Annotated in this window: 31 protein-coding genes; all 31 read left to right on the top strand. The window is 30.0% G+C overall.

All coding sequences use genetic code 11. The features are described 5' to 3' along the window. Positions 1 to 6 precede the first annotated feature (6 nt). The gene (locus ACRDDY_RS04160) at positions 7 to 2,208 is read left to right on the top strand and encodes a PHP domain-containing protein (protein ID WP_438563709.1); all 2,202 of its coding nucleotides are present in this window, start codon (positions 7 to 9) and stop codon (positions 2,206 to 2,208) included. After that, entirely contained in the window at positions 2,205 to 2,351 is a 147-nt protein-coding gene (locus ACRDDY_RS04165; protein ID WP_438563710.1) for a hypothetical protein, read from the top strand. The genes ACRDDY_RS04160 and ACRDDY_RS04165 overlap by 4 nt, the downstream gene beginning before the upstream one ends. After that, positions 2,317 to 3,297 (top strand): hypothetical protein, encoded by a 981-nt coding sequence (locus ACRDDY_RS04170; protein ID WP_438563711.1) that lies wholly within the window; start codon positions 2,317 to 2,319, stop codon positions 3,295 to 3,297. Before ACRDDY_RS04165 ends, ACRDDY_RS04170 begins: the two co-directional genes overlap by 35 nt. Positions 3,298 to 3,310: 13 nt before the next feature. Continuing rightward, positions 3,311 to 4,264, top strand: a complete 954-nt coding sequence (locus tag ACRDDY_RS04175; RefSeq protein WP_438563712.1) for a PD-(D/E)XK nuclease family protein — start codon at positions 3,311 to 3,313, stop codon at positions 4,262 to 4,264. Positions 4,265 to 4,332: 68 nt separating this feature from the next. Next, positions 4,333 to 4,584 carry a hypothetical protein gene (locus tag ACRDDY_RS04180; RefSeq protein ID WP_438563713.1) on the top strand — a complete coding sequence of 84 codons (252 nt, stop codon included), beginning with the start codon at positions 4,333 to 4,335 and terminating at the stop codon, positions 4,582 to 4,584. Then, on the top strand, positions 4,584 to 5,156 hold the full coding sequence (locus ACRDDY_RS04185; RefSeq protein ID WP_438563714.1) for a hypothetical protein: 573 nt from the start codon (positions 4,584 to 4,586) through the stop codon (positions 5,154 to 5,156). Before ACRDDY_RS04180 ends, ACRDDY_RS04185 begins: the two co-directional genes overlap by 1 nt. 14 nt (positions 5,157 to 5,170) lie before the next feature. Further along, positions 5,171 to 5,743, top strand: coding sequence for a hypothetical protein (locus ACRDDY_RS04190; protein ID WP_438563715.1), 573 nt, complete (start codon positions 5,171 to 5,173; stop codon positions 5,741 to 5,743). 123 nt (positions 5,744 to 5,866) lie between these two features. Then, positions 5,867 to 7,033 carry a hypothetical protein gene (locus ACRDDY_RS04195; RefSeq protein ID WP_438563716.1) on the top strand — a complete coding sequence of 389 codons (1,167 nt, stop codon included), beginning with the start codon at positions 5,867 to 5,869 and terminating at the stop codon, positions 7,031 to 7,033. 111 nt (positions 7,034 to 7,144) lie between these two features. Further along, positions 7,145 to 7,309, top strand: coding sequence for a hypothetical protein (locus ACRDDY_RS04200; protein WP_438563717.1), 165 nt, complete (start codon positions 7,145 to 7,147; stop codon positions 7,307 to 7,309). A 139-nt stretch (positions 7,310 to 7,448) separates the two neighbouring features. Beyond that, on the top strand, positions 7,449 to 7,604 hold the full coding sequence (locus tag ACRDDY_RS04205; RefSeq protein ID WP_438563718.1) for a DUF7695 domain-containing protein: 156 nt from the start codon (positions 7,449 to 7,451) through the stop codon (positions 7,602 to 7,604). After that, positions 7,604 to 7,744, top strand: a complete 141-nt coding sequence (locus ACRDDY_RS04210; protein WP_438563719.1) for a hypothetical protein — start codon at positions 7,604 to 7,606, stop codon at positions 7,742 to 7,744. Before ACRDDY_RS04205 ends, ACRDDY_RS04210 begins: the two co-directional genes overlap by 1 nt. An 11-nt stretch (positions 7,745 to 7,755) precedes the next feature. Continuing rightward, positions 7,756 to 8,166 carry a hypothetical protein gene (locus ACRDDY_RS04215; RefSeq protein ID WP_438563720.1) on the top strand — a complete coding sequence of 137 codons (411 nt, stop codon included), beginning with the start codon at positions 7,756 to 7,758 and terminating at the stop codon, positions 8,164 to 8,166. Positions 8,167 to 8,170: 4 nt separating this feature from the next. Then, positions 8,171 to 8,368: a hypothetical protein gene (locus ACRDDY_RS04220; RefSeq protein WP_438563721.1), complete on the top strand. Its 198-nt coding sequence runs from the start codon at positions 8,171 to 8,173 to the stop codon at positions 8,366 to 8,368. 1 nt (position 8,369) lies between these two features. Continuing rightward, a complete protein-coding gene (locus ACRDDY_RS04225) occupies positions 8,370 to 8,708 on the top strand; it encodes a hypothetical protein (protein WP_438563722.1) in 339 nt (112 codons plus the stop codon). After that, the gene (locus ACRDDY_RS04230) at positions 8,698 to 9,081 is read left to right on the top strand and encodes a hypothetical protein (protein ID WP_438563723.1); all 384 of its coding nucleotides are present in this window, start codon (positions 8,698 to 8,700) and stop codon (positions 9,079 to 9,081) included. Before ACRDDY_RS04225 ends, ACRDDY_RS04230 begins: the two co-directional genes overlap by 11 nt. After that, a complete protein-coding gene (locus ACRDDY_RS04235) occupies positions 9,081 to 9,332 on the top strand; it encodes a hypothetical protein (protein ID WP_438563724.1) in 252 nt (83 codons plus the stop codon). The genes ACRDDY_RS04230 and ACRDDY_RS04235 overlap by 1 nt, the downstream gene beginning before the upstream one ends. Positions 9,333 to 9,622: 290 nt before the next feature. Next, complete coding sequence (locus ACRDDY_RS04240) at positions 9,623 to 9,802, top strand: DUF5659 domain-containing protein (protein ID WP_438563725.1); 180 nt, start codon at positions 9,623 to 9,625, stop codon at positions 9,800 to 9,802. Between the two features lie 127 nt (positions 9,803 to 9,929). Next, positions 9,930 to 11,234 carry a hypothetical protein gene (locus ACRDDY_RS04245; RefSeq protein ID WP_438563726.1) on the top strand — a complete coding sequence of 435 codons (1,305 nt, stop codon included), beginning with the start codon at positions 9,930 to 9,932 and terminating at the stop codon, positions 11,232 to 11,234. Positions 11,235 to 11,337: 103 nt separating this feature from the next. Beyond that, the gene (locus ACRDDY_RS04250; protein WP_438563727.1) at positions 11,338 to 11,520 is read left to right on the top strand and encodes a hypothetical protein; all 183 of its coding nucleotides are present in this window, start codon (positions 11,338 to 11,340) and stop codon (positions 11,518 to 11,520) included. A gap of 10 nt (positions 11,521 to 11,530) precedes the next feature. Then, the gene (locus ACRDDY_RS04255) at positions 11,531 to 11,806 is read left to right on the top strand and encodes a hypothetical protein (protein ID WP_438563728.1); all 276 of its coding nucleotides are present in this window, start codon (positions 11,531 to 11,533) and stop codon (positions 11,804 to 11,806) included. A 15-nt stretch (positions 11,807 to 11,821) separates the two neighbouring features. After that, positions 11,822 to 12,373 (top strand): hypothetical protein, encoded by a 552-nt coding sequence (locus ACRDDY_RS04260; RefSeq protein WP_438563729.1) that lies wholly within the window; start codon positions 11,822 to 11,824, stop codon positions 12,371 to 12,373. A gap of 12 nt (positions 12,374 to 12,385) precedes the next feature. Then, positions 12,386 to 12,538: a hypothetical protein gene (locus ACRDDY_RS04265; protein ID WP_438563730.1), complete on the top strand. Its 153-nt coding sequence runs from the start codon at positions 12,386 to 12,388 to the stop codon at positions 12,536 to 12,538. Continuing rightward, on the top strand, positions 12,528 to 12,926 hold the full coding sequence (locus ACRDDY_RS04270) for a hypothetical protein (RefSeq protein ID WP_438563731.1): 399 nt from the start codon (positions 12,528 to 12,530) through the stop codon (positions 12,924 to 12,926). Before ACRDDY_RS04265 ends, ACRDDY_RS04270 begins: the two co-directional genes overlap by 11 nt. Continuing rightward, positions 12,923 to 13,327 carry a hypothetical protein gene (locus ACRDDY_RS04275; RefSeq protein ID WP_438563732.1) on the top strand — a complete coding sequence of 135 codons (405 nt, stop codon included), beginning with the start codon at positions 12,923 to 12,925 and terminating at the stop codon, positions 13,325 to 13,327. The genes ACRDDY_RS04270 and ACRDDY_RS04275 overlap by 4 nt, the downstream gene beginning before the upstream one ends. Then, positions 13,328 to 13,639, top strand: a complete 312-nt coding sequence (locus tag ACRDDY_RS04280; protein ID WP_438563733.1) for a hypothetical protein — start codon at positions 13,328 to 13,330, stop codon at positions 13,637 to 13,639. Next, a complete protein-coding gene (locus ACRDDY_RS04285; RefSeq protein WP_438563734.1) occupies positions 13,614 to 13,868 on the top strand; it encodes a hypothetical protein in 255 nt (84 codons plus the stop codon). The genes ACRDDY_RS04280 and ACRDDY_RS04285 overlap by 26 nt, the downstream gene beginning before the upstream one ends. After that, complete coding sequence (locus tag ACRDDY_RS04290) at positions 13,868 to 14,077, top strand: hypothetical protein (protein WP_438563735.1); 210 nt, start codon at positions 13,868 to 13,870, stop codon at positions 14,075 to 14,077. The genes ACRDDY_RS04285 and ACRDDY_RS04290 overlap by 1 nt, the downstream gene beginning before the upstream one ends. Next, a complete protein-coding gene (locus ACRDDY_RS04295) occupies positions 14,071 to 14,517 on the top strand; it encodes a hypothetical protein (protein ID WP_438563736.1) in 447 nt (148 codons plus the stop codon). Before ACRDDY_RS04290 ends, ACRDDY_RS04295 begins: the two co-directional genes overlap by 7 nt. After that, entirely contained in the window at positions 14,514 to 14,711 is a 198-nt protein-coding gene (locus ACRDDY_RS04300) for a hypothetical protein (RefSeq protein WP_438563737.1), read from the top strand. The genes ACRDDY_RS04295 and ACRDDY_RS04300 overlap by 4 nt, the downstream gene beginning before the upstream one ends. Continuing rightward, the gene (locus tag ACRDDY_RS04305; RefSeq protein ID WP_438563738.1) at positions 14,704 to 14,943 is read left to right on the top strand and encodes a hypothetical protein; all 240 of its coding nucleotides are present in this window, start codon (positions 14,704 to 14,706) and stop codon (positions 14,941 to 14,943) included. The genes ACRDDY_RS04300 and ACRDDY_RS04305 overlap by 8 nt, the downstream gene beginning before the upstream one ends. Positions 14,944 to 14,952: 9 nt before the next feature. Next, a complete protein-coding gene (locus ACRDDY_RS04310) occupies positions 14,953 to 15,414 on the top strand; it encodes a hypothetical protein (RefSeq protein ID WP_438563739.1) in 462 nt (153 codons plus the stop codon). Positions 15,415 to 15,587: the final 173 nt, after the last annotated feature.

Genomic DNA, 15,587 nt, shown 5'->3' on the forward strand with positions numbered 1-15,587 from the left:
GGTTTTATGGATAAGTATTTTAATTATCATAAACACACCAGTTCATCAAATATCATAACTATGGATAGTGCATGTACTAATGAAGATTATGCTGAGAGAAGCATAGAGTTAGAGCATGAGTGGTTATCATCTTGTGAACATGGTGGAACAATAAACTGGGTTGATTGTTATCTAACAGCTAAGAAACATGGGTTGAAATATATTCATGTTGGAGAATTTTACTTTGTAAGAGATAGGATTGTTGAAGAAGATGGGAAAAGAGATAATTTGAACACACATTTGATTCTTGTAGCTAAAACCAGAAGAGCGATGGAAGAGATGAATTATATAATGTCTGAAGCGAATATGACGGGGTATTATTACAAGCCTAGAATAGATTTAGAGTTGTTGAGAAAGTTGCCAAAAGGCGAAGTTATATGCACAACTGCTTGTGTTGGGTCTTTTTTAAGAGATTATCCAAATAATAATTCAAGAGATACACTTGAACAACTAATAGATATATTTGGAGAGAATTTATTCTTAGAGGTTCAAGCTCACAACACTGAGAAACAAAAGAGATACAATGAGTTAATGATTGCATTGGCTGATAAACATGGATTAAAATTAATAGCTGGTACTGATTCACATATGATTAAAAAGGAATCCGTTGAGAGAACATACTTACTTCATTCAAAAGGATTAATATATGATGACGAAGAGGGTTGGAGTTTATACTTCCCAAACAGAAGTGAGTTTGAAGACATGTTTATAGAACAAGGTGTGTTAAGTAGCGTGGATATAAAAGAGGCTATAAATAATACATTGTTATTAACAGAGAGCGAAGAGATTGTGATTGACACTAAGATGAAAGTTCCTACTATATTTCCAGATAAAAGTAGAGAGTGGAAGTTGGGGAAATTGAAAGAGTTGATATTTGAAGGTTGGGAATCATATAAAAAAGATGTTCCTAAGAATAAATGGAATACATATATAAAAGAGATGATGGAAGAGTTTAATATAATAGAATATACAAACATAGAAGACTACTTCATAACAAACTATTATCTTATAAAAAAAGGAATTGAATATGGTGGAGTGCTTACTAAATCGGGAAGAGGTAGTGGAACTTCATTCTTATTAAATAAAATGCTAGGGTTCACATCTGTAGATAGATTAAAAGCTAAAGTTCCTATGCTGAGAGATAGATTCTTAGGAATAGCGAGAGTGTTAGAAAATAACTCTTGTGCTGATATAGACCATAATTTATCGAATCGGGACGCTTTTGTAAGAGCACAATCAGAATTACTTGGAGAGGGCAGTAGTTATCTTATGACAGCATATGGTACGTTAGGTTTGAAATCAGCTTTTAAAATGTATTGTAGAGCTAAAAATATAGATATATCAGTTGCTGATGAATTGTCAAAACACATAACTAGCTACACTTTGGATAAAAAACACAATGAGTATGCTAAAATAGAGGATTATATAAAAGATAAAGAGCATTTAAAGTTAGTAGAAGAATCTAAGTCTTACATGGGTATAATAGATTCATTTTCTGCACATCCGTGTTCTTACTGCCTTTCAAACGAAGATTTGAGAAGGACATTTGGGTTATTAAAATCACCAGCTGGCGACATGGTTGTTAACATAACTGGTGGAGAGGCTGAGAAACTTGGTTATTTAAAGAATGACTTGCTTATAGTAAGTGTGGTTGGTATGAACGATGCTTTGTATAAAAGAGTAGGAATTAAACAGTTTGAATCTAACGAACTGTATGACAAAGTTCAAAATGATGAAAAAGTGTGGGATTTATACGCAAAAGGACACACTGTTTGTTTAAACCAAGTTGAGTCTAGTGGTACTGTTGAGAAAGTAAAAGCATTTAAACCAAAAAGCGTTGAGGATTTATGTAATTTCGTAGCTGTTATAAGACCGGGTTCAGCTTCTATATATAAATCATTTGAAAAACGTGAATTATTTAAGTATGATATAGAGGTTTTAGATAAATTATTACAAGGTGATTTTTTAACAGGTTCTTGGATTATCTATCAAGAGCAAATAATGCAATTGATGGAATGGCTAGAATTTCCAGAGAGTGAAACGTATGCAATTATGAAAGCTATATCTAAGAAAAAGATTAGTGTAATAGAGTCAGTTAAAGAGAGATTCGAAGAAAAGTTGATGGAAGAAATGATTAAAGATATATTAGATAAGGAGGAATTAAAATGATAAATAAAGTTATGAAAAAAATGGGGTTGTCTGATGCTCAAAAATCATTTATAAAAAGTGAAAAGATGCAAGAGGTTATAGATAAAACAAATTCTATTTGGACGGTTGTTGAAAGCAACAGTGAATATGCCATTCAATGCTAGTCATAGCTACTCAATGGCATTAGATTCACTTTACACAGCTTATATCAAAGCTCACTACCCACTTGAATTTTACGAGGTAACACTAGAAATGTTGTCAAACCAAAAAGATACTGAGAAAGTGGCCAAACTTAAAGATGAGGCTTATAGATATAAAGGTATAAAAGTTATCCCTATGAGGTTTGGTCAAGACAATAGAGGGTTCAGAGCAATACCGTCACAAAACTCAATCGCACAATCATTACTCGGTGTTAAAGGGTTGAATGCTCAAACAGCTGAAGCAATATATCAAATAGGACAAGAGTATAAAGGTACTGATTTTTTAGTAATATATAAACTTATGAAAGAAAGAGGGTTGTCGAAAACACATATTTCCAACATGATAAAAATAGGGTATTTTGAAGATGTAGTTAGCAAGAGGAAGGGGCTGTGGTTGGTTGAGAATTATGAATCTCTTAACAAGAAACAATTAAATAAAGATAAGATTTCAACTGTTTACGAAGATATAAAAAAACACATTGATATTAATGTAATGGAATTGTATAGCCTAGTTAAGGATATGGCAATAAAAGAAACAGCTAAAACGTTTAAACTTCATGATGGGGATGAGAGTCCATTGATTAAAATAATATACGATAAGATAAATATAATTAGTACAGATGCTCTAGAGGAATATTATTGGGAATATAGTTTATTGGGGACTGTAGGAGAAATAAAACATGATGTTATAATGGGAACTGCTGTAAAATACAATCCAAAAACTAACAAAATAGTGTTTAAAAACGTTGCAACTGGAATTGAATCTTGGGTAGCAATTAATGATAACACTCTTCATGTAAAAGAAAAAAATATAATATTTATAGAATCATATACAACTAAAACATATAGAGGAAAAGAATATTGGACTATTCAGAGAGGTTTAAATTTAACAGAAAAATACAAAAAATAAATGGAGGAAATAAATGCAAAAAAAAGATAAGATATTAGCTTGGGTATCACCAAGCTCAACATCACTATACGACACTTGTGGGTGGAAATATAAATGTAATAAGATTTTAAAAAATGTGGAAAATGATTTTGGAATTTCAGCTATACTTGGAACTACAACTCACAACTTAGCACAATTTCAAATCATGGAAGGGTATTTAAAGAATGGGTGCACAGAAGAAATAACAGTAGACGAATTTAAGGCTGAATTTGATAAACAACTTCCTATTTATTTTTATAAAAAATATGACAGCTCAATATTTAATGAAGTTTCAAAAAGTAAGATTGTAGAAATAGAGAAAAGGTATGATGAAAATATTGAAGAGGATGAGTTAAGTTTAAGAGAAGAATTTGAAAAGTGGTGTAGCGAAATTGTGCAAACTTCATCTTTTAAAAAGGATGTTGAAAAAATGTTTGAAGCTTGGACTAATTGTGCAAATAATATGGTAGTGAAAATAGAAGAAATATTTGTAGACAAAGGTGTAGTTGATGCACAAGTTGAAGTTAAAAAGTTTGATAAATATGATGATGAAATAGGAATAATTTATATCACAGACGTTCGTGGATATACATTAGATGGAAAATTGATAGTATTAGAGTTAAAAACAAGCTCTAAAACAGTAAAATCTTTACAGGCCACAAATATAGAGCAAGTGTTGTTTTATAAAAGATTTTTGAAAAAAGAAGGCTTTGAAGATTTTGAGTATTATATGATTTATTCTTGTGCATTAAAAACAAAACAAGAGTGCCACGTAATAAATGTATCTAATTTTGAAGACGAGGATTATAATGAAAGTTTTGTAAGTAAAATAGAAATGTTAAAATTTGCTATTAAAAATGACATATTCCCTAAAAAATTCTCAATGTCTTGTTCATTCTGTAATGTTAAAAATTGTGTTGGGTGTGCAGAAAAATCAGAAGAAGATTAAAATAATACTTGACAGATTTCACATTTGTGTGCTATAATCTAAGTATGAATAAGAAAGGAGAATAAATTATGGAATACATGGGAATGATTTTAACATTCAAAGAAAAAATTGGTATGATAGGAAAAGGCGAATGGCAATGTGTTGAACTATCGGAAAGTAAAAAGTATGGAAACCAGTGTAGAATGAGTGAGTATAAAAAAGATTTAAAAGTTATTGGTATTTTAAATGAAGAAGATTTAATCCAAGCAATCGAAAATGGCGAAGTAGAAATTGGAAAGAAATCAAAATTCATCTTCAAGAAAGAAAAGGTGAAATCTTAATGCAAAACATTGTAATAATAGGTGGAACTGGAGTAGGAAAGGATTACATAGCAAGTAGATTGAGAGAAATATATTTGTTAAATAAAGTTGTAACAGTTACAACTAGACCTATAAGAAAAGGTGAGGTTGATGGCGAAAGCTATCATTTCACTAACAATAAAGATTTTAAAGAAAGAAATGACAGAGGTGAGTTTTTAGAACATCAAGTATATGCTACTGAATTTGGAACATGGTTTTATGGAACTACTTTGGCGAGTATAAGACAAGATAAAACCATTATAATACTTGATAAGGATGGATTTTTAGAATATAAAAAACACATACCAAATTGTATTAGCTTTTACATAAGTTGTATTGATGAAACTGAAAGATTTTATAAAGCTTTAAGTAGATTAGGAGAAAATGTTTGTAAAAAAGATATTGACGAATTATACAGAAGAATAAAAGTTGATGAAGAAAAGTTTAAAGACATTGATAAGATGGTAGATTTTGTAGTACCACAACTTTACAATAAAACAACAATGGAATTAATATTTGATTTACTTGATAGATTAGGAATCGAAAAAAGATAAAAGGGAGAATGGTTATGTCTATAATAACATTAAAAGATAGAAAAGTAGGAGAGAATGACGAGCCTAAAAAAGATTTTATAAAAAAGTTTGAACAATATAAAAATTTATATAGAATGTGTTGTGAGTTTGAGCACACAGGAGATTTAGACTTTAAAGTAATGAAAAACACACCAGTGATATTTGGGTATGGACATAAAGTTGCAGTTTATCCAATAGATAAAGATACATGTTGTGCTCACATTATGGCTAGTATAAACTTTGAGAAGAAGTTTAAAGAAAAGGGTGTGGATTTTATACAACATGAAGAAGAGATGATTGATGGAAGTATTAAAAAAACAGGACAATGGGGAGAGAATGGAGAGTTTATCTTACATTTTAAAATGGATGACTTGCCAAAAGTTGGAGATATATTTAAGTTTAAAAAAGCATCTAAATCTTCAACAAATCCTTATAGTGTAAAAAACACACATGAGTTCTTAAGATTTATGAGAAACGTAGATTGTTGGTATGGAGAAATTTTAGATAAAAGAATAGTTGAAAACAGAGTTGAAGAGGAAGGAATGAAACAGGAAAATTTAAACCTCTAGCATACTTTTTATGGGTTAAAAATGATTTCAATGGGTGTGGGTAGTCAATCATACTACCCACTATTTTCAAAAGCGATTTAGGTCGTTTAAAACGATAAAATTAAATTTAGGAGGGAATATAAATTGAAGGATTTGATAGAGTTAGTACTTGAACGAAAAAATATAACACAATCAGAATTATGTGATTTATTAAAAGTTTCACCTGCCACGATTAAAAGGTTAAAAGGGTCGTTGTGTGGAATTGTATCTGAAAGTATGAAAGAGAAGATTAGAGCTGAATTGGAAAGAATGATAGATAGTCCGATTGAAAGTGAGGAACAATATAACACTAGGCAAGAAAGAGCTTTATATCGTACACAAGAAAGAAATAGATTGTTAAACAAATCGAATAGAGAATTAAAAAAGACAGAATTTACATATAGAGATTTTTTGGATGGTGTAATTGAGGCAGTTGGAAGGTTTGAGAAAAAGAATTCAATAGCACCGTCTAAAAACATAAATGTAGAAGGAAAAAGTTTAATAATTCAACTCTCGGACTTACATCTTGGAAGTGTTGTAGATTTAGATGGAAATAAATACAATACAAATATGGCAATTGAAAGATTAAGCCAATATTTAGGCCATATAGAATTTGTTATAAAAAACAACATTATAAACGAACTTGTTGTTTTGAATACAGGCGACACATTCTCACTAGACTACAGAAGTGACCAGAGTCTAGCTATGGAAAAGACTAGAGCCGAAAGTTACGTAGATGGACTAGATATAATCACCGATTTTATATACAGTTTATATGAATACAAAATACCTATGAGGATTATATCAGTTTTATCAAACGAATCTAGATTAAAAGGATATTTAGACCCAAGTAGTTCCAACAAAGGAGCTGTTGATTCTTTCGATTACATACTTCATCAAACCTTACATAGATTGTTTAAAAACACAGAAATAGTATTTGAAAACGATTGTGCAAAACTTGAATACTTGTTTAAGGTAAAAAATAAAAATATACTAGCTTTACATGGTAATACTATAAAAAATCATAATGACGATTCTTTTACAAAAGCTAGGTTGAATACAATGGTAGAAACAGGAATTTTACCAGATGCAATTATATGTGGACATATCCACACAGCATCGATAAATGCTTATTGGTTTAGAAGTGGCTCTTTAAAAGGACATAACGAATATGCAAAAAATAAGCTTACATTGGTTTACACAAAGCCTTCTCAGAACTTATATTTGGTTGATGATGAAAGAATAGTGCCAATGGTAATAGATTTCAGTTAGTAGGGTGGCATTTGCCACTCTTTTTTATTTTATTAAACTTTTTCTTGACATATATATAATTGTGTGATAATATGTGTGTATAAAGATAATAAATAGAAAGGAGGATTAAAAATGACATTTGAAAAGTTTCAAGAAGACCTAGCTTTGCACCCGTGTGGGTTTAGAGGAAAGAAAATAGAGGATTGGGAAATTATGTTTTACATTGAGCGTGGAGTTGAGTGTGGATTAGTCGGAGAAGAATTTAATAAATTAGTTGCATTTTTGGGAGCACTATAGTAATAATATATAATCAAAATTTGCACCTCTACCCTACTTTTTGTTGGTTAAAAACGATTTGAAAGGTATAAGGTATACAATCTATCTAACGAGGTGTTGCAAACGTAAATTAAGGCGATAAAAACGAAGGAGGTTAAAAATGTGTAAAATTAAATGTAAGAAGTGTGGAGATGTAATTCAATCGAAATATTATGGAGATTTTTGCTCATGCAGTTGTGGGTCGGTAGCAATAGACCAAACTGAATACTATGTGAAAATTAGTGGTGATAAAGATGATATAGAAGAGGTAGAATAATGAAGAGTGAATTAGAATTAGAATTAACTAAATTTGTTAAAGATATAAAAGACAAAGAAGATTATATATTCTGTACAAACAGAAAGTTAAGCTTAGAAGAGGTTAGAGAGGCCTTGGAGTTTATAAAAAATTACAAATAAGGAGTAAACCTATGAATTTTAGAGAAATAAACAAATTAACAGGAAAGGAATTGTATAGACTAGTTAATACAATATACTTTCAGATACAAAGGGATAAAAAGAGAGTTGAAGAGTACGTAGAAAAAGAAAATAAAAGATGGTTTTGGAAAAAGAAAACACCTATGCCAAACTTTGAAATTGTAGACCCAAGTGTAATAGATTTAGATAGAATGGTAGCGTGGAACGAGATTGAATTTAGCTACCTTAGTATATACGAAAAGTTTGAAAGAGATTATGAGATGATGCTTAGAACTACCTTAGAATCAAGTAGTATGGAGATGAAGGCCAGTACAATAAAAATACATATGTTGGAATCTATGATGGAAGTTTTGAAAGACAATCCATTTGATTATGTAGATATGGTAAAAATAAAGGAGGATTAGAAAAATGGATATATCTGATTATGAAAAAGAAATACAACACGCAATAAATTTAATTTACGAGGAATACTCTGATGATTACAATGATGATACATACAAAATGTTATTAGACCCTGTCTTAAAAATGGGAAAAGAATTGTTCGGCGAAAGTTGGTTTGAAGAAATTGTAAAACAAAGATTAGAAATTATAAACAAGGAGGCTTAATGTGAATAATTTTGAGAGAATGGTATTTGCAGACAAATTAAAAAAGGTGGCAGACAAGCAGATAAATGAACGTAAAGCTATTTTGGAAAAAGAAGGGTGGAAGGTAAATTTAATAGAAGCCACAAACGAAATGTTGTATAATGTAGCAGATGAAAAGGCGAAAAAGAGATATATTATTAGCATAAATGTAAACACTGGCAAAACAATTGTTGAAATTAGAAGTAGCTTAAAGAAAAATGTTAAATTTGAATTCAATTCAGATGTTAAACTAATTACTATTTTTGGATATGACGACCTAATTAAAGAAATAGGAAAGGAGATAGAAAAGTATGATATTTAAAAGAATTGATGGAAGGCTGGTGAATGTAAACCATATAGTTGAGATTGAGGCTAGGATTAACGAAGATAATTTTGAAAAATTCAGAGATGCTTATTCAAGAGATATACTTGTTCCAGAATTAGAAGTTTACATAGAGGTGTATATAAAAGGACATGCAAACATTATCGTTAATATGAACCCTATTGTAATAAAAGAAATTTGTAACACAAAAGAATTTAAAGACATAAAGTCATCTAGTGGATGGGATATATCTTTTTATTCCAGAGGACTAGAAGATATATTTATGAATAGTATTGCTAAATATTTTAATACACATCTAAAAGAAAAATATGAGAACGATTTTGTTCAAAAGTATATAGAAGGTGAGAGATAATGATAGCCACATCAAATATATTGTTTGGATTGTGCTTTGTGGCACTGGCAGTTATGTCGCTGGTTGACTGCTTTGGCAAATATAGAATAACTAGAGTTAAAGGTCGAATTAAAGAAATGAATGTGTTTCCACTTGGAATAGGGTGGGTGTTAACTGTTAAAAATCAGATTAATGGAGAGCATGTAAAAATAGTTGTGCCAAGACATGTATTTGTAAGATATAGTGTAGGAGATTTCTTCGATGAAGAATAAGACAAATACAATTGTGGCTGAGCAAACTTGTTTGTGAAGACACGAGTCACTGAGTAGCGTAGCGTAGAAGTGGCTGTCTTTTTCTTTTAAAAGAAGAATAAAAGAGAAAAGAAGTTCCGTTTGTGTTTTCTGGCGAAAACAAAACGAGCTACACACGAATAAATTCGTGTTTCGCAATTGGAATTGGGTTTTACAAAAGTGCGAAAATTTTTCCACATAGTATATATGTATATTATTATACTGTTAAGAAAAAAAGTCGCACTTTTATAAAAAAATAAAAGGAGAGAATAATGATAATTTTTAATTATAAATTAGTTAATGTTTTGATAGAAGATGGCTTTAAAATGTTAAGAGTGGAAAGAAGCACTTCGAATCAAAGTAGAATAGTTTTTGTATTTGAAGATGACGATAGATTATTGGGTAAGATAGAAGAATTTAAAAATAATAACAATTATAATAAGATAAAATAACAGCATTTTTATATGTTTTTACTCTTTATATTTATTATTTTTATTTAAAGAGATAGACCCATCTAAGTCAATAAAATCAATGGCTCATGAGCGTCTAGAGCTTGTTCAACAAGCTAAGAAAAGGAGAGTGAGTATAATAAATAACAAAATAACAGTAGTAGATTCTATGTGTGGAACTGGAAAAAGTTCTGCATTGATAGATTATATAAAAGATAACACCCATAAAAGTTTTATTTATATAACGCCATATTTAGACGAGGTAGCTAGAGTAAAAGAATCTTTGAGTGGGATTGTTGAATTCAAAGACCCAGTGAATAAGGGTGATGGAAAACTGGGTAGTTTGAAAAAGATTCTAGTAAAAGGTGAATCAATAGCTACAACACACATGTTGTTTTCTTTTTTCGATGATGAGGTTTTAGAACTGATAAAATTATATGAATATACATTAATATTAGACGAAGTTGCAGATGTTGTTAAAGCTTTAAAAATAGCTAGTGCAGACGTGAGGAGTTTGATTGAATCTAAGTTTATAAAAATAGAAGAAGATGGAACGGTAGTTTATAACGAAGAGTCAAAGTATTTAGACGACAAAAATGTTAGATTTGCAGATGTAATGCATTTAGCTAGAAGAAAAAGGTTGATTTCATATGGAGAGAATAAAGATTTTTTACTGTGGTATTTTCCAATAGAAGTGTTTATGGCATTTAAAGAATCTTTTATACTCACATATTTATTCGATATGCAAACACAAGCATATTATTTTAAAATGAACAATGTTGTATATGAAACAAAGTCTGCAAAGTTTGTGGATGGAAAATATAGAATAGTAGATTTTTACAAAAGTGATGTGTCAAAGTTAAAAACGTTAATAAACATACATATTGACGAAGGAGTGAGTAGATTAAATGTAGTGGGAAATGACGAGTATAGTTTATCTAATAATTGGTATAAGAAACAAAAGCCTAGTGTCAAAAAGGCAATATCTGACAACACTAGAACTTGGTTTAAATATAGACTGAAAGTAAAAGCCGACGATGTATTGTGGACTTGTTTTAAAATAGAAGATAAAGAAAACAAAAAGCCATTTATAACCGTTAAAGATTACTCTAAAAGATGGATAGGGTGTTCAACTAGGGCTACAAACATGTATCAAAACGTTTCGTGTTGTGCGTACCTAATAAATAGATTTGTACATCCAGTAGTGTATAATTTCTTTAGTTTCAGAGGGTATGAAATAAATGAAAATGGTATGGCTTTATCAGAAATTATACAATTTATTTTTAGAACAAAATTGAGAAATGGAGAGCCAATAGATTTATATATTCCATCTAGAAGGATGAGAATGATATTAGAAAATTTCTTAGATGAATTACCACTAGATGATGGATTTGAAGAAATATTTAAATTTAATATGTATAAAAAACAAAGCTAGACAACTTCGGTTGTCTTTTTTATTTAAAATTTATAAAATAATTCTTGACAATATTAGTAATACATGTTAGAATGTGTTATAGAAATTAGTAAGGAGGAAAGTTATGAAAGTACACGAATTAATCGAAGAGTTACAAAAAGTAAAAGATAAAAATAAAGAAGTGGTAGTTGAATGTGAAATTACAAGATACAATACTTATTCTCAAGAGTTTGAAATGGAAGATGAAGAGTTTATATTAGGATATGTAAATGAAAATGATGTTAAAGTGACGATAGAGGGTGTATAAGGAGGAATGGATGGAGGCTAATCATAGAGGTCATAAAATATTTTATAGAAATAATGAATGGGTTTATGAAGATGGTAGTCCTATGGATGATAACTGCAAGTGCTCTAGGTGTGGAAAAGAGTCTAATCCAGATGGACACGATAATTGCATTTCTGATTTGAAGTGTGTCAAAAATGCTTGTTGTGGCCACGGAATAATATCTGAGGCTTACATTCAATTATTGGATGACACCGTAATTCGTGGAGAAGACGCTATAATTATTCAAAATATATTAAAGAAGTATTGAGGAGGGTTGTTTAATATGAAAGAACTAAGGGTAAAAGTCTTACTAGAAGATGGAAGTGAAGAGTTTAAGAATGTAATGGTAGATTTAGGAATAGTGCCATATGTAAACGAGGTAAAAAACCATGATAAATTATATACTATAGGATGTTGTTCTGGACACCAATATGAAGAAGGACATGTGTTATACGACCAAGAAAAATCGACATTAGGTTGGGTGCAATTACATAGATTAGAACCAAACGATGTGAATATAAAACAGTTAATGGGTCTAATTTCAGCTTACGACCATATTCCGAGTTATAAAGATGATGTATCTGAAATAGTGGTTGTGCTAGACCCATTTAGAGGAATAACACCTATGGACTATAACAGAGTCTATATGAGTCAAATAATGTGGGATGAATATAATTCAAGTTCAAAAGAGTATACGCTAATTGGAATTGATGAAATAATTATAGTAATTCCAGAAAAACAAATTGTTGTTGGTAAATATATAAATGTGCATTCGACAAACGAAAGAAAGGCGAGATTAATTTCTAGACAATCTGAAATTGGATATCATTTTTAAGAGAGGTGCAATATGAGAGACAAATGGGAGTTGTTGGTGTTGCGAATAAAAGAAGAGCGTGAAGAATTATTTAAATTAGAATGTTTGGTCGAGAGTAAAAAGCGTTATATTGAAGAATTAGAAGAAGAATTAGAGAGGGTTGTGGGAGGCAAAAGTGGTAGATGAATTATTTATAAAAAATTGTATTTCTCATATGGAAGATGACATAGAGAGATGGAATAGTCAAATAGAGAGCACAGAAAGTGACTTGAAATGTATGAAAGAAAAGTTAAAGAAAATGCAGTGTAAGACTATAGATACACCACAAGATTATCATGGATTAAAATCAGAGGTTAACCCTACGCCAAATAATTTACAGGGTAATAAGGTGAGGTTACAACCTAAGTGTAGATTCTGTAAGAATTTGAGTCCAGATGTAGATTGGGTAGATGAAGTTTTGCATATGTGTAATAAATTGTATAGTATAGACATTGTAGACGTAGATGACAAACCTAGTGAATTAGATTGTCCATACTTCAGATGGATAGATGAATTAAAAGAGGTGGTAGGGTGATTTATGTTCAAAAATTAAGAGAATTAAGAGTAGAAAAAGTTACAAAGGAAAATATTGAAAATTGCTATAGTTTATTAGCAAAGCATGGTTGGTATAGAAATTTTGAAATTGAAAAAGAGTGTGAAAATAAATTTGAAGCCTTTTCAAAAAAAGAGAAATACAATCCTATTTATTTAAATTGTGAAGAAGATTTAATCTTAATAGAGGATAATTTTGGAGATACAGAAGAATTAATTTGTGTGAAGCTGGAATCTTTTGAAAAGAATTTTGAAGAAAAGGTTGAAATAAATAACTCAGATGCAATAATTGAAAAATTTAAAGAAGTGTATATGGGATTAAACATAATCAGCGATGAAAAACTTAGAGTTGAAACTACTTGGAAACTAATAGGAGGTAAGTAAGTGGTAGAATTCAGAAATACTATAAAAAGTTGCATTGTGCATTTTGAAGACATAGAGCCTGTCATTTATAACAATGTAGAAAGTATAGCTATTAATAATTTGTGGGAGATTAGCATAAACGAAAGATATATAGAACACAAAGTATATATGATGTTTTGTAAAGTTGTAATTATAGAGCGAGACGATGGACTTAATATTATTTTAAAAGATAAATTTGGAAGAATTAGGTGTGAGTTTATAGCAGTAGAAAGTGAATTGGTTGACAAAATATTGAAAGGAGATATTGATGAACAACTTAAAAGATTTGTGTAAAATAGGAGAATGTAAGACAGCGTTAGATATAGGATTTACATTTGAATTCTATGAGGATGACGGAAATACAGAGTCAAGTTGGTATTATGTAAATGTGTATAAGAGTAAAACAGACAATAAATATACATTAATTGAAACAAATAGTACACATGATATATTGTATGGATTTGGACATGAGTTGTTTGGTGATTTTTGTGAAGCAGTTATAAAATATTTGGAGGTAGTATAATGGAAGAAAAGAGAATAGAAATTATAAATAGGTTTGCAAGTGTAATTGAAGATGATGACTCTGTGGATGGTGTAATAAATGCACTAATTTCTTTACTTGGAGGATATTCGTTAAAGCTAGATGTTGAAAAAATAGAGATTTGTACTAAAAGTAATAAATTAACGTTTTTAGTTGAAAACTTGAATAAAAAAGGTGTAAAATTATGTTAAAAGTGTATTTATTTGGAGTTTTTATCAATATTTTGTTAGTTTTATCGTTATTTTTAACAAATTTGTATAGAAACAAACATAGAAAGTTGAAGATTAAAGTAGATTTTAGAATATTTATACTAATTACAACTGTAATATCTAGTTTCTTGTTGACACTTTATATTTTAAAAGAAGTATGCGGTGTATATGGGGATGACTTAGAGTTATATGCAAAAGATATTGGAAGCTATAAATTGTATGCTGTGAGCAAGGTATTGCAATTAGAATACGATGAATACACAAAGAAGCAATGGGTAGAACATTTGTTCAGAAAAAGAAAGTCTTTTGATAGGTTTAAAAATAAGTTTGGATATGGAAAATATGAATATGTATCAGAATATTATAGGGAAATAACTTGGAGATGGTATTTCATAGATGAGATTAGGAGGAAGAAGAAATGAATCTAAAGCAATTAAAAAATCTTTTAAATAAGCTTGATGAGAATTATGATGATTTCGAAGTTGAGTTAAACAATACGGTTTTAGGTAGAAGTGATTATGGATTGGATATAGACACATATAAAATTACAGGGGTATCAGACGTAGGACATAGTGGAAAAATATTAGCTTTAAGATTGGAGGAGAAAAATGATTAGACTATATGATGATTTGAGAACAGATAGTTGTTGTAAGAATATGGATAAATTTTCAGATTATTTGTTTGCTAGTATAAAAGTACTTTCGCATACAATAGCTTTGAACAAAGTTTTAGGTATATATACAGAAAAATATATACAAGAGCTGTGCACCGAGCTTGAAAGATTAAAGGAAGTGTATGGTCGTATTTTTGATAGAGGCGACTTAGAAGATGCCTTGAAAGAGGAATAGGAGGTTGGAATGGAGTTAATAGCAGGTAAAAAGTATCACGGAAACAAGGCGTGGACTGGAGATTTTACATTTACAGTTTTAAGAGTTAACAAATCTAGCTATTCGATAATAACAGATAGAGGAGAGAGGAAGACACTTTGGAAGAGAGGTAATATTTTAATAATAAAGGAGTTTAAAACAGATAATTACATTAAGATTTTGAGTGAAGAAGAGTTTCGAATTGGAGTATTGGCGAAAGAGATATGTAAACATGAGAGAAGCATAGAGTACATTGGAGAGTATATTACAAACATAAAAGATGATATAGAGAGGCACAAGCGTTTTATTTCGTCTTATGAAACAAAATTGCATGAACAATTAGAACTTGAAGAATCTGAGGTTAAGGTATTGGAAGAAAAGAGAAGAGAAGTTGAAAAGTTGAGAAAAGTCCAAACAATCAATCGAAATCGAGAAACTAAAGAAAGAGAATAAACACCTTGCATCTGAGAATGCTAAACTTAAAGCAGAAAACGAAAAGAAATCACAAGCAAATCCGAAGGAAATCTCAGCACTACTTACTCAAATAGAGAAATCAGAGGCTAAATATGAGGAGTTGAAGAATATAAACCTAGATCTTGCAAAAGAGAATAGTAATCTTAAACAAG

It is taken from the genome of Clostridium sp. (genome assembly GCF_051656525.1).
Taxonomy (GTDB): domain Bacteria; phylum Bacillota; class Clostridia; order Clostridiales; family Clostridiaceae; genus Clostridium.